This window comes from Desulfoplanes sp. PS50, from assembly GCF_053851535.1.
The window spans coordinates 24,666-37,358 of the sequence record NZ_JBSPZA010000030.1 but is presented as its reverse complement, the minus strand read 5'-3'; the positions used below and the strand labels follow the sequence as shown (position 1 = coordinate 37,358).

Sequence of the window (12,693 nt, the reverse complement as noted above, 5' to 3'; positions counted from 1 at the left end):
CCTTACTCTATGATTTCGGATACAACGCCCGCGCCAACGGTTCTTCCACCTTCACGAATAGCAAAGCGCAGTCCCTTTTCCATGGCGATGGGAGCGATCAATTCAACTTCAAAGGTGGTATTGTCACCAGGCATGATCATTTCCACGCCTTCGGGAAGAGTAACGACACCGGTGATGTCAGTTGTCCGGAAATAAAACTGAGGACGATACCCTGCGAAGAAAGGAGTGTGACGACCACCCTCTTCCTTGTTCAGGACGTACACCTCACCCTTGAATTTCTTGTGCGGGGTGATGGACTTGGGTGCGGCAAGAACCTGACCGCGATCGACTTCGTCTCTCTTGACGCCGCGGAGAAGAACACCCACATTGTCACCGGCCTCACCGCGATCAAGAATCTTGCGGAACATTTCTACACCGGTACATACCGTCTTGACGGTATCCTTGATGCCTACGATCTCGACCTCGTCACTGACGTTGATCACGCCTCGTTCCACACGACCGGTAACAACAGTACCACGGCCGGAAATGGAAAAAACATCTTCAATGGGCATGAGAAAAGGCTTGTCGACATCGCGCTCTGGCTCCGGAATGTACGCGTCACAGGCATCCAAAAGTTCGAAGATACACTTGGCGTCGTCACTTTCGGGATCGTCGCTTTCCAGTGCCTTGAGAGCACTGCCCTTGATAACCGGAATATCGTCGCCGGGAAAACCATACTTGTCCAGAAGTTCGCGAACTTCCATTTCAACAAGCTCCAGGAGCTCTTCATCATCAACCAGATCGCACTTGTTCAAAAAGACGACCAGAGAAGGAACACCAACCTGACGGGCGAGCAGGATGTGCTCACGGGTCTGGGGCATGGGACCATCGGTGGCGGCGACAACGATGATACCACCATCCATCTGGGCGGCACCGGTGATCATGTTCTTGATGTAGTCGGCGTGACCGGGACAGTCCACGTGCGCATAGTGGCGATTGGCGGTCTCGTACTCGACATGGGCCGTGGCAATGGTGATGCCGCGTTCCTTTTCTTCAGGCGCCTTGTCGATCTCGTCAAAGGCCACAAATTTTCCGCTTTCAGCATTTTTCAGGCTGACCATCTTGGTGATGGCTGCGGTCAATGTGGTTTTCCCATGGTCAATGTGGCCGACAGTACCGATATTGACATGCGGTTTCGTTCTTACAAATTTTGCTTTAGCCATTACGAACCCCCTTTCAAAAATTTAGCGTGGCGTTTTTCCAACAGTTTGAATTTGCCGGGAGAGGGTTTGACTGGAGCCCACGACCGGACTTGAACCGGTGACCTCTTCCTTACCAAGGAAGTGCTCTACCTGCTGAGCTACGTGGGCACGGGAGGACGGGTGGAATGGAGCGGGAAACGGGACTCGAACCCGCAACCCCCAGCTTGGAAGGCTGATGCTCTAGCCAATTGAGCTATTCCCGCTCGATCCTGTTCCGTAGTCAAACAACAAGCTTCCCTGTCTCCTACAAAACATTCGGGTGAATGGTGGAGGGGGGAGGATTTGAACCTCCGAAGGCGTCCGCCGACAGATTTACAGTCTGTTCCCTTTGACCACTCGGGAACCCCTCCGACTCTGGAGCTGGCGATGGGACTTGAACCCGCAACCTGCTGATTACAAATCAGCTGCTCTACCAATTGAGCTACGCCAGCCAAAGAAGAGACGTCACTATAGACTTTCCTGGTCGATTGCAAGTTTTTTTTTGTTTTTTTTTCATCGCGTGCCACCCCTCCCAACCGGGATCACTGGATGCACGGCGTGATGTCTCCATAAAAAAAAATCCGCGCCCGGGAGCGCGGATCGAAATCATCTTGTCAGGTCGGGAGCGGTTGAGACATCAGGCCGGAACAGGCTGCAGGGTCGATGCGGACTCCCTGTGCTCCAAAGCATCAGCACCTTGGCTACCAAGGTGCATCATCTCAAGATAGTAGTCTTTGTGAGTCGAAAGATAGCGCAAAAAAGCATTGTTATGTTCATGGCCCGAACAGTGAACATGAAAATCACCATGCAGGGGATGTTCGAGAAGGTGCATATCACCGATAAAGTCAAGAACCTTGTGCCGAACCAGTTCATTCTTGAACCGCAACCCATCGGGATTGATCACCCCATATTCATCCAGGACAACGGCATTCTCAAGGGAACCACCAAGAGCTAGTCCGTTTTTCTGGAGCATCTCGACATCCTTCATGAACCCAAAGGTTCTTGCCTTGGAGACTTCACGCATGAACGCTTCAGGGGAGAGATCCAGGACAAAGGTCTGCTCGCCTACAAGGGGATGATCGAAATCTATTGTATAGGTCACCCTGAATCCATCGTAGGGGGCAGCTTCGATTTTTTTGCCGTCTTTTTCAAAACTCAAACTACGCGTGAGGCGGTAGACGCGTTTATCGGCCGCCTGTTTTCGGATTCCAGCGGACCGGAGCAAAAAAACGAAACTTGCGGCACTTCCATCCATGATCGGGATTTCATCGCCGTGAACCTCGATAACAATATTATCAATGCCCAGACCGCCGATAGCGGCCATGAGATGTTCGACCGTTGCGATCGTTCGATCACCAACGCCGAGCGTCGTGGCCAATCCGGTGGAGACGACCCGTTCAGGACGCGGATGCAATGTTTTCCTGCCGCTGCCTCCCATATGCTGAAAAACAACCCCTGTATCCTGATCTGCAGGGCGCATGACAAGCCGCAGCTTCTTGCCGCTATGCAATCCAATGCCTGAACACTCTACTGTTTTTTTGATCGTTCGCTGTCGCATGGAAATCAGCTATACACAAACTGTGCCAACAACACAAACAAGTGTATAATGCTAAAATATTTGGATATAAAATTCTGCGTTTCACCAAAGTATGACTTTTTGGTCACAATTCACGTGGCTTTGGAACAACACAACGCCCTGAAGTCGCAGCTGGAATGACAACCAATCATGTGAACCGTATGTGGGTGCATAAGAGGATCGTGAATCAACCGCCTCCTGGCGGTAATACCGTCAGGGCACATTTGTTCTCATGCAGGTACCTGAAATATGATGGCTGGCTCACCCCGGAACAAGGTGAGCCAGCCATGAGAGCGAATCGACCCTGGCAATACCGTTAGCAGGACTTGAATTTTTTTCTGGAATGGTCCACTAGCCCTAAACGGTAACGGACACTCGGCATGGCGCAAACACGATCTGCCCATTTGTCAGCCTCATCCATCAACGACCAGGTATCTACATGAAATATCTTCCCGCACACCCCCATACGGTCCATCCCCGTTTCGACCTGCAATCCTACATGTTTCTGGCACAGACCCAGGCGCTTTCTCCGCAACGGATCCTGGCCATGACCCAATTGTGGGAAAAGTGGTATCCCCTGCTCAATGTCTACACCTTTGGAGAAAAAAAAGGATACCTTCTTGTTTTCCTTGACCATGCAATCGAGTTGGAGATGGAGGAGCTGTGGAAAAAATCCCAGGAGCAGGCATTCCTTGACGAGGCGCTAGCCCAGACAATGATCATGAGTACCCTACGGCTGTTCATCCCGGAGCTGAGCACCACCAAGTGCGCCCCCCTGCCCGAGCCGAACAAGATGCTCAAACGATCCCTGGCCAAACTCGACATCACGCTGACCAACCAGGGCACCTTTGGATACAAATACGCCACCCTGACTTACTACCCGTCGAAATCCGGATGCGACAAGTGCTTCCTGCGCGCAACCTGTCCCAAAAAGCTCGGCCTCGGATCCCAGCACGTCTACACAATGCCCGGTGCATCGCCGATCTAAGCCCCGGCACGACACCACATCCACACGCTTTTAATCCCTCCAGACCGAACCTGGCCGGCTCTCGCCACCTCACCCGCCGGCCGGGTTGGCAAACCATTCTCTCACGACCCAAAGACCTTGCAACACGCTCAACCAAAGGCCCTTGCCATAAGATGATTCGACAACCCTCCAAGGTCCCTGACCGTGTATCCAAAAACCTCCTGCCAGACAGTATCCGACTCCATGCAGAAATACAGCTGTCTGTCCATGCCCTTGGCTCGCAGCAAGGATACTATATGCTGAAATTGTTCGACACGCAGGGACCTGAGCAATCGCTGCTTCCCATCTATTCCGGAAATAAACTCGTCGTAGATAAACGTGCTCTTGGGGAAGTCCTTCTCAATGACGGTTTTCAGCTCCGGCATGCACCGAAAGGACCCCAGACTCATATAGGCGATATCTTCCGGTCGGACATAGTCAAAAATCATGTCGATGATTTCGGCATATCCCTGTTTCCAACCCGAGAATCTGATAATCGGATCAAAATGCAGACAGACACGAAACCCGTTCTGCACGCAGGTTCGCGCAGCCTGAAGCCGCTCTTCAAGGGTAGCACTCTGCCCCAGCTCTTCATGCGAGGCGATATACGGAGCATTCAACGACCAGGCGGGCAGAACCCGATCGGTTCGTGAAACCGCGTCCATCCACGACAGATCAACCACCTTGGACTTGAGTTCGAGACAGACGTTGTCATAGTCCTTCAAAAAGGCGACCAGATCACGACTGTATCCGGTCAAGGGTTCAAGAACCAGTGAGTCGGTATACTCACCTGTCCCGACCCTGAATCGTTTTGAGCGGTCGCGGCCAAAGGCCATGTCCAGTTCCTGCCACAAGGCATCCTGATTGGCCCAGACCTTGAGAACCTGATCCTGAAAATAGGCCTGAAGGATGCAGTACGAACATTTAAGGGGACAATTTTCACCAATATGAACAATCCTGTAGCCACAACACCTGTAGTACCTTGTTCCGGGGCAAAATCGCAGAAACGTGCCTTTATACTCCTTGAGGTACAGGGAATCGCCCTGCCCCACGACAGTGTCGAGGGGTTCATCGGGGGCGAGCACCTTCCACGGGACACCGGGCAGGGCCTCACGGACACGACGGGCCATAGGGGTATGAGTGACCGACTCATCCACATAAACCTGGCTGATGGAGCTCAGGTACGCAGGGAGCGTCTGGGTGTTGGTGGTCTTCTCTGCAAACACGTTCATTCCCCCTTCCGCATGGAATCGAGACTGCCCCATACTCTATCCCGGGCAATATCCGCCAATTCGTGGACCCGAGCATCAAATTCCTGGGGCGAGGAAACCTTGGTCGCAAACTCCACACTGCGGGTTTCGAATTGATCGGGTTGGACAAGACGCCACCCGGAGCCGGCCACAACGTCCTGGGAGCGTCTACGAAATTCCCTTTCCTGATGGCACAGCCGTGGATAGCGGGCCGCCCGCAGGATATCGAGAATGCGGGTCATGGTATCCTTGGGCGAGAGGTCAAGGTCGCAAATGGCCTTGAAATCAAGCTCATGCATCAGTGTTGCAGGCGAACACCCTCGCAATCGGCTCACCTCCCATATCCAGGTCACCAAATGCACAGCATTGTTTCTGGACCAGGACATGTCTCTAAAATATTCCTGAAAATCGTGCAGGTCTTCTGGGGCGAATCGTGTCAATAGGTTCGCAAGGACCAGAGGCACATGCCCCTTGATCAAGCATTCATCCCAGGAAGGGGGCAGATCCAACCAATTGACGAGAAGATTCCATTGCCTGGAATGACGAGAGAGCCCCAGAAGCCGGGCAATAGATGTCAGGTCCTGGGTGCAGGTGGAGAAGTACCGCAAAGCCCTGATCAGGGCACCGTCATCAAGCTGTTCGTTGCTGTTGCTTTCCAGATAGATGATCCCCCGTTGCAAGGGGGAATCTTCGCTGCAAAGCAGAGTCAGTACGGGCTGCCCCAGTTTTCCCAAAGCCTTGACCCGTCTCTGCCCGGCAAGCAGACAGAGGCGATCTCCCTCATGAGTGGCCAGAACCGGGACAAGCTGACCAAACATTTCAAGCGAATGAAGAAGGCGATCATCAAAGGTTCTCGACCAGAAAAGACTGGGAGATTCCATATCGAAACGGTCGGCATGTATTTTCATGACCGGGGATGATGCAAGTGGCATACATATTGTCCTTGTTATCGTGGATGAACGGGTCAGACCCGAGCTTTTTTCCGCCTTGACAAGCTTGTTTGCATCTACCTAATAGAGCTCGAATAATAAGAGGTTTAGAGGTATGAGCATTGAAGAGATCCGCATGCTCGTTGTTGATGCCAGCATATGTCAATACAAAGGATGCGAACCTGATCAAAATTCCATTTTTTATCAAGTGCGTTTTTCAGGCATAGGATAGGGATTGGCCGACCAGGAACCATCCTCTGTTTTTCTAACATAATCGCAGCATAAGGACAGGGAGACTTTGATGGTAGAGAAACTCAAAAAACAAAGGACCTACGCCCTTGCCGGACATAGCGGCACGGGCAAGACCTCGGTGGCTGAAATGATCCTGCTCAACACAGGAAAAATCAACAGACTCGGCAAAATTGAAGAAGGAACCACGAGTCTGGATTATGAGGCCGAAGAGATCAAAAGATGCGGCAGCATCCAACCAGCGGTGGCTTCCTATTCCTGGAACAAAAACGATCATTTTCTCCTCGACACCCCCGGAGACAACAATTTTATAGGTGATCTTCCCTACCAGCTCATGGCTGTTGACGGCACGGTCTTTGTTATCGATGCCATCGACGGAGTCAAACCTCTGACCAAAAAATTGTGGCTTGAAGTTGGCAAGGCCGAACTTCCAGCCATTGTTTTTATCAATAAAATCGATCGTGAACGAGCTAATTTCGATCAGGCATTTGACGGACTCTCCACGATACTCGGGATCAAACCGGTTCTGCTGTACATGCCCATCGGAGCTGAAGCGGATTTCCAGGGACTGATAGATGTCCTGAATGAAAAGGCGTTCTTCTTTCAGGAGGATGGATCACTCAAGGAAGGAGATATCCCTGCGGACATGCAGGACACCATCGGCACCATCAGGGAGACAACCATCGAGAACATCGCTGAGAGCGATGAAGAGCTGATGGAAAAATACCTCGAAGAAGGATCGCTTACCGGAGAAGAGATTCTTTCCGGTCTTCGCACGGGAACCCTTTCCCGAGAAATCGTTCCCGTTTGCGCCGGTTCTGCCTTGACCAACCGGGGCTGCACACAACTTCTTGACGCCATCCAGGAATTTTTGCCTTCTCCTTTGGAGCATCCCGAATGGAAAGGGGAGAACGAGCAGACACGACCCAGTGATCCCAATGCTCCGTTTGCCGGTTTTGTCTTCAAGACCATTGCCGACCCGTTTGCCGGACAACTCAATATCGTTCGAGTCCTTTCGGGCACAGCCACCGCGGACATGACCGTTATCAACGCCACCCGAGAGAGTAAGGAAAAATTCGGTCAGATTCTCCTTTTGGAAGGCAAAAAACAGACACCGTGCAAAGTAGAGCTTGGCCCAGGAGCAATCTTTGCCCTGGCCAAACTCAAGAACACCGGCACAGGTGACTGTTTGTGCGACGAAAAAAATCCTTTTTTGCTCTCCCTGCCCAAACTTCCCCCGACCATCATCTCCTACGCTTTGAGCGCTGTGGAAAAAGGAGACGAAGACAAGGTCTTTGCGGCTGTTCAGCGTCTGCTGGACGAAGACATTGTCCTTTCCCTTTCCCGCAACGAGGAAACCGGTGACATGCTTCTTTCCGGTATGGGGCAGCTGCACATCGAATTGTCCGTGGAGAAGATCAAGCGACGCTACAAGGTCGACATCCTCCTCAAAACGCCCAAAATTCCCTACAGGGAAACCATCAAGGGGTCTGCAGAAGTCCAGGGGCGCCATAAAAAGCAATCGGGTGGAAGGGGTCAATTCGGTGACTGCTGGATCAAGATGGAATCCAACCCGAGAGGCCAGGGCTATGAATTTGTCAACGCCATTGTCGGTGGCGTGATTCCCAAACAATATATTCCCGCTGTGGACAAGGGCATCCAAGAGGCCTCCACGCGGGGTGTTCTGGCGGGATATCCTCTGATCGATTTCAAGGTCACCCTGTATGACGGTTCCTATCATGCAGTGGACTCTTCGGAAATGGCCTTCAAGGTTGCCGGTTCTTTGGCTTTCAAAAAGGCTGCCGAAAAATGCAAGCCCGTTCTTCTCGAACCGATCATGCACACGTCAGTGTTCGTCCCTGACGAATACATGGGTGATGTCATCGGGGATCTTTCCGGCCGCCGGGGCAAGGTTCTGGGTTCCGACTCAAACAGCGGCATAACCGAAATCCAGGCCCATGTCCCTCTTTCCGAGGTTCTCAAATATGCGCCGGATCTTCGTTCCATGACCGGAGGCCAGGGAACCTTCACCATGGAGTTTGACCATTACGAGGAATGCCCTTCCCAGGTCACGGAAAAAGTGATCGAAGAAAGCAAAAAAGAAGACTGATAACGACACAAAGGGGCCGTTGTACAACGGCCCCTTTGTGTTTCATCCTTGTACTTTGCCAGCCTTTTGGCTATCTTGTTTTATTCTTTTGACGTATCTCACGCATCATATAGCAAAGGCTGTTCATGCTCCGATCCATTTTCGCCTACACATCGATCACCCTCTACATCGTTATCGGTGGCACGGTGCTCATCCTTTTCGCCTATATCGATCCTTCCGGCAGAGCAGCATACCGGATTGCCGCCGCCTGGGCCCGCTTTTGCGTACGCGTCTGCGGAATCACCATTGAAAGCGACATAAAGGAACTCGATCCTTCCAAACGATACATTTTTGTTGCCAACCACCAAAGCCAGGTCGATATTCCTATCCTGATGGCCCTTTTCGCTCGATTCAGAATATCCTTTCTGGCCAAGCATACCCTTTTTTCCATCCCCGTACTCGGTAAGGTCATGGGCAGCCTGGGATGCATACCCATCGACCGGTCCAATCCGCGTAAGGCGCTCAAGACCTTGAGCCGGGCCATGAACAAAGGAGAAGCCACGCACTCCTTTCTCGTCTTTCCCGAAGGAACCCGCAACACGCGACTGGGAGCCTTCAAGCCCGGTGCGATCATCATGGCCCTCAAGAGCGGACTGCCCATTGTTCCCGTGGTCATTGACGGATCAGGACAGATTCTTCCCAAGGCATCATGGCGGATCACCCCGGGCAGAGTCAGGGTATCGGGACTTACGCCCATCGAATTTCAAGGGAGCTCTGCCCTTAAACAGAGAGAAGCACTGACACAGGATCTATGGAACCTTATAAACAACAAACTTTTGGAGTCATCCAATGAATGAACCGCGAGTTACCCTGACTCCCCTCGGCGGCCTGGGCGAAATTGGAATGAATTGCATGGCATTGGAAACACCGGAATCCCTGGTGCTGATCGATTGCGGACTCATGTTCCCTGATGACTATCTCCTGGGTGTTGACGTGGTCATCCCCTGCCTTGATTTCATTATCGAGCGCCAGGACAAACTCAAGGGTATTATTCTGACCCACGGCCATGAAGATCATATCGGAGCCCTGCCCTGGCTCATGAAACAGGTCCAGGCCCCCTTGTTCAGCTCGGAATTCACCCTGGCCCTGATCCACAGAAAACTCGATGAACACGGCCTTGCCGACACTCTCGACCTGCGACCTGTCAAGGGCCGGGACAGCGTCACTCTGGGCGAATTCACCTTTCATTTTTTCAGGGTCTGCCATTCGATCATTGAAGGCTTCGGCCTGGGCATCGAAACCCCGGTTGGCAGATTCGTGCATACGGGTGATTTCAAAATCGATCGCAATCCTCTTGACGGACATGCCACGGATATGGAGGGCATCGAGGCGTTTTCACGTGACGGGATCAAGCTCCTCTTTTCAGACTCCACCAATGTGGAGCGCGAGGGATATGCCCTGACGGAACGGGAGATCAAGGCATCTTTAGGTGATATCTTCAAGACATCCCAGGGCAGGATTCTGGTCACCCTGTTTTCCAGTCATATCCAGCGAATCCAGGAGATTTTCGATCTGGCCAGGGAGCATGGCCGCAAAGTGGCTATCAGCGGCAAATCCATCGCCTCGAATTCCGAAATTGCCCGCGACCTCGGCTATCTGAATTTTTCCAAGGACAATTCCTGCGAACTCGAAGATCTCCCTGGTCTCAAGGATTCCGAGGTCGTACTCATTCTCACGGGCTCACAGGGCGAACCCCTTTCGGCATTGAGTCGACTTTCCAGAGGGGAACACCGTCAGCTCAATGTGCACAAGGGAGATACAGTTCTTTTGTCCTCCCGGTTCATCCCCGGAAACACCAAGGCGATCACCAAGGTTATCAACGATCTCTACCGATTGGGTGCCGAAGTTCTCTATAAAAGGGTCCAGGAGATCCACGCATCGGGTCATGCCCACAAGGAAGAGTTGCGGATCATGCTTCAGACTGTGGCCCCAAAATTTTTCATCCCGGTACACGGGGAATACCGTCATCTTCTCAAGCACGCCGCCCTGGCCCAGGACTGCGGGGTGGCTCCGGAACGGGCCCTCATTCTCGAGGACGGCCATCCCGTAACCTTTTTCCAGAACTCCATCCGCCTGGAAGAGGCCATCAGAGTCGAATCGCTGATGGTGGACGGCAAGGGCGTGGGGGATGTTGGCCAGACAGTCATCAAGGAACGCCAGATCCTCGGGGGCGAAGGGCTGGTCATTGTCGTTTTGGTTGTTGATCCCGGAAGGCGGGGAATCATCCTTGGCCCGCAGATTCTTTCCAAAGGATTTATTTTCGAGCAGCATCTGTCCCATATTCTGGAAGATGCCAAGGAAATCGTCCTGGATGTGTATGAAAATATCGACCCCAGAGACACCAAAAAACTCAAGGAGCGTATCCGGTCCTCCCTCAGACGATTCTTCAAGAAACTTCTGGGCCGTGATCCCGTTGTCGTTCCCCTGGTCATCGACATCTCCAGAAATGAAAAATAAATCGCAGCAATGATTTATTCTTACCCATTGACATTGTTGATTTTTGTCTCATTTTTCAAAAAGCTTGCGCTCGGTAATATTTTTATATAATTGTCACCGACTCAAAATTCGCACGTCCGGCAAAAGCCTGGGTGCCCCATGGTGGGGTGAGGACTTTTGCAACCGGACGGAGGAACAACCCAGGAGGAACAAAATGGCATACGTAAGCATGAAACAGATGCTGGAAACCGGCGTCCATTTCGGACACCAGACCAAGCGATGGAATCCCAAGATGCGCCCGTATATTTTCGGAGCACGCAAGGGTATCCACATCATGGATCTCCAGCAGACAGTCAAGCTCTTCAGAACCGCCCACGACTTCATTTCCAATCTGGTCGCCAACGGGGAAAAAATCATCTTCGTCGGCACCAAGCGGCAGGCTCAGGACGTCGTCAAGGCCGAGGCCGAACGGTCCGGCATGTACTTTGTCACCAATAGATGGCTGGGCGGTACACTGACCAATTTTCAAACCATCAAGCGCAGCATCGAACGGATGAAGAATCTCGAAGCCATGTTCGAGGACGGAAGCATCAACCGCTTCCTGAAAAAGGAAGTCGTCCGCATGCAGCGTGAATTGAACAAGCTGGAGCAGAATCTCGGCGGGATCAAGGATATGGACAAGCTTCCTGCTGCAGCATTCATCATCGATCCCAAACGCGAAGATATCGCTGTCAAGGAATGCCGCACCCTGGGCATCCCCATCGTCGCCGTTGTCGACTCCAACTGTGATCCCGATGTGATCGATTATCTCATTCCAGGAAATGATGATGCCATCAGGGCCATCAAGCTGTTTGCATCCGCCATTGCTGATGCCTGCCTCGAGGGGCAGGAACACTATGCCGCGAATATGGACAAGGATGCCGAGGTCGAACTGGCCAAGGCCGCTCAGGAAGAGGCGGCCCAGGAAGCTGACAAGGAGGATAAATAGCCATGAGTATCACCGCCCAGCAGGTCAAAGAACTGCGCGATAAAACCGGTGTCGGAATGATGGACTGCAAAAAGGCATTGGTGGAATGCGACGGCAACGAAGAGGCCGCTGTCGCCTATCTCCGGGAAAGAGGTCTTGCCAAAGCCCAGAAAAAAGCCGGTAGAGCCACTTCCGAAGGATGGATCGGGTACGCTGCTGCAGATGATCTTTCCGCCGCTACATTGGTTGAGCTCAAATGCGAAACTGATTTCGTGGCCAAAAACGAAAAATTCCAGGAAACCCTGGGCAGCATTGCACAGACCTTGAATGCCGAACAGGTCGTGACCCCCTCTCCCATTCAGCTCAACGATGATCAGATCGCTCCCTTTACCGAAGGCGTCAACGAATTGATCACCGTTCTTGGTGAGAATACCCAGCTCGGTCGTTTCTGCAAGATGCAGGTCGAAGGTTCCGGCATGGTCGGTCACTACATCCACGCCAACGGCAAGATCGGTGTCCTTGTAGCTATCGAGACAGGTACCAGTGAAAGTGCCGCCAAGGAAGATATCAAGATCCTGGCCAAGGATATCGCCATGCAGGTGGCAGCGGTCAATCCCACATGCTGCACACCGGACCAACTGCCCCAGGACATCGTTGCCCAGGAAAAGGAAATCTACCTCAATCAGGCCAAGGAAGAAGGCAAGCCCGAGAATATTGCCGAAAAGATCGTCATTGGCCGTTTGAACAAATACTATAAAGAAGTCTGTTTGTTGGAGCAGCCGTTCATCAAGGATGACTCCAAAGCCATCAAGGATCTGGTCAAGGAAACGGCCAAGACCCTGGGTGACACGGTCAAGGTTGCCGGTTTCTGCCGGATGGCCCTTGGCGAAGAGTAACAACGCATTGAGCAC

The 12,693-nt window shown here is 52.3% G+C and carries 10 protein-coding genes and 4 tRNA genes; 6 read left to right on the top strand and 8 right to left on the bottom strand.

Going from position 1 to position 12,693, the window contains the following annotated elements; translation table 11 throughout:
• Nucleotides 1–2 precede the first annotated feature (2 nt).
• From tuf to lpxC, 6 genes are all read right to left on the bottom strand, one after another.
• Nucleotides 3–1,202: an elongation factor Tu gene (gene tuf, locus ACTVJH_RS12785; RefSeq protein ID WP_455991368.1), complete on the bottom strand. Its 1,200-nt coding sequence runs from the start codon at nt 1,200–1,202 to the stop codon at nt 3–5.
• A 71-nt stretch (nt 1,203–1,273) separates the two neighbouring features.
• A tRNA-Thr gene (locus tag ACTVJH_RS12780) sits at nt 1,274–1,349 on the bottom strand.
• An 18-nt stretch (nt 1,350–1,367) separates the two neighbouring features.
• A tRNA-Gly gene (locus tag ACTVJH_RS12775) sits at nt 1,368–1,444 on the bottom strand.
• 61 nt (nt 1,445–1,505) lie between these two features.
• Nucleotides 1,506–1,591 (bottom strand) — tRNA-Tyr (locus ACTVJH_RS12770).
• A 5-nt stretch (nt 1,592–1,596) separates the two neighbouring features.
• Nucleotides 1,597–1,672, bottom strand: a tRNA-Thr gene (locus ACTVJH_RS12765).
• 185 nt (nt 1,673–1,857) lie between these two features.
• Nucleotides 1,858–2,778, bottom strand: coding sequence for a UDP-3-O-acyl-N-acetylglucosamine deacetylase (lpxC, locus tag ACTVJH_RS12760; protein WP_455991366.1), 921 nt, complete (start codon nt 2,776–2,778; stop codon nt 1,858–1,860).
• Between the two features lie 457 nt (nt 2,779–3,235).
• Between lpxC and ACTVJH_RS12755 the strand changes: the two genes are divergently transcribed.
• Nucleotides 3,236–3,784: a hypothetical protein gene (locus tag ACTVJH_RS12755; protein WP_455991364.1), complete on the top strand. Its 549-nt coding sequence runs from the start codon at nt 3,236–3,238 to the stop codon at nt 3,782–3,784.
• Nucleotides 3,785–3,912: 128 nt separating this feature from the next.
• Here the strand turns inward: ACTVJH_RS12755 and ACTVJH_RS12750 are convergent, their stop codons facing one another.
• Entirely contained in the window at nt 3,913–5,034 is a 1,122-nt protein-coding gene (locus tag ACTVJH_RS12750; protein WP_455991362.1) for a spore photoproduct lyase family protein, read from the bottom strand.
• Nucleotides 5,031–5,984 (bottom strand): hypothetical protein, encoded by a 954-nt coding sequence (locus tag ACTVJH_RS12745; RefSeq protein WP_455991360.1) that lies wholly within the window; start codon nt 5,982–5,984, stop codon nt 5,031–5,033. Before ACTVJH_RS12745 ends, ACTVJH_RS12750 begins: the two co-directional genes overlap by 4 nt.
• Before the next feature lie 298 nt (nt 5,985–6,282).
• Here ACTVJH_RS12745 and fusA point away from each other — a divergent pair, with 298 nt between their 5' ends.
• The 5 genes from fusA to tsf all read left to right on the top strand — a co-directional run bounded on the left by fusA (nt 6,283) and on the right by tsf (nt 12,678).
• Nucleotides 6,283–8,340, top strand: a complete 2,058-nt coding sequence (fusA, locus tag ACTVJH_RS12740) for an elongation factor G (RefSeq protein ID WP_455991358.1) — start codon at nt 6,283–6,285, stop codon at nt 8,338–8,340.
• A 125-nt stretch (nt 8,341–8,465) separates the two neighbouring features.
• Nucleotides 8,466–9,176 carry a lysophospholipid acyltransferase family protein gene (locus tag ACTVJH_RS12735; protein ID WP_455991356.1) on the top strand — a complete coding sequence of 237 codons (711 nt, stop codon included), beginning with the start codon at nt 8,466–8,468 and terminating at the stop codon, nt 9,174–9,176.
• On the top strand, nt 9,169–10,836 hold the full coding sequence (locus tag ACTVJH_RS12730; RefSeq protein WP_455991354.1) for a ribonuclease J: 1,668 nt from the start codon (nt 9,169–9,171) through the stop codon (nt 10,834–10,836). The genes ACTVJH_RS12735 and ACTVJH_RS12730 overlap by 8 nt, the downstream gene beginning before the upstream one ends.
• 193 nt (nt 10,837–11,029) lie before the next feature.
• On the top strand, nt 11,030–11,803 hold the full coding sequence (gene rpsB / locus ACTVJH_RS12725; protein ID WP_455991352.1) for a 30S ribosomal protein S2: 774 nt from the start codon (nt 11,030–11,032) through the stop codon (nt 11,801–11,803).
• Between the two features lie 2 nt (nt 11,804–11,805).
• Nucleotides 11,806–12,678 (top strand): translation elongation factor Ts, encoded by an 873-nt coding sequence (gene tsf, locus ACTVJH_RS12720; RefSeq protein ID WP_455991350.1) that lies wholly within the window; start codon nt 11,806–11,808, stop codon nt 12,676–12,678.
• Nucleotides 12,679–12,693 lie beyond the last annotated feature (15 nt).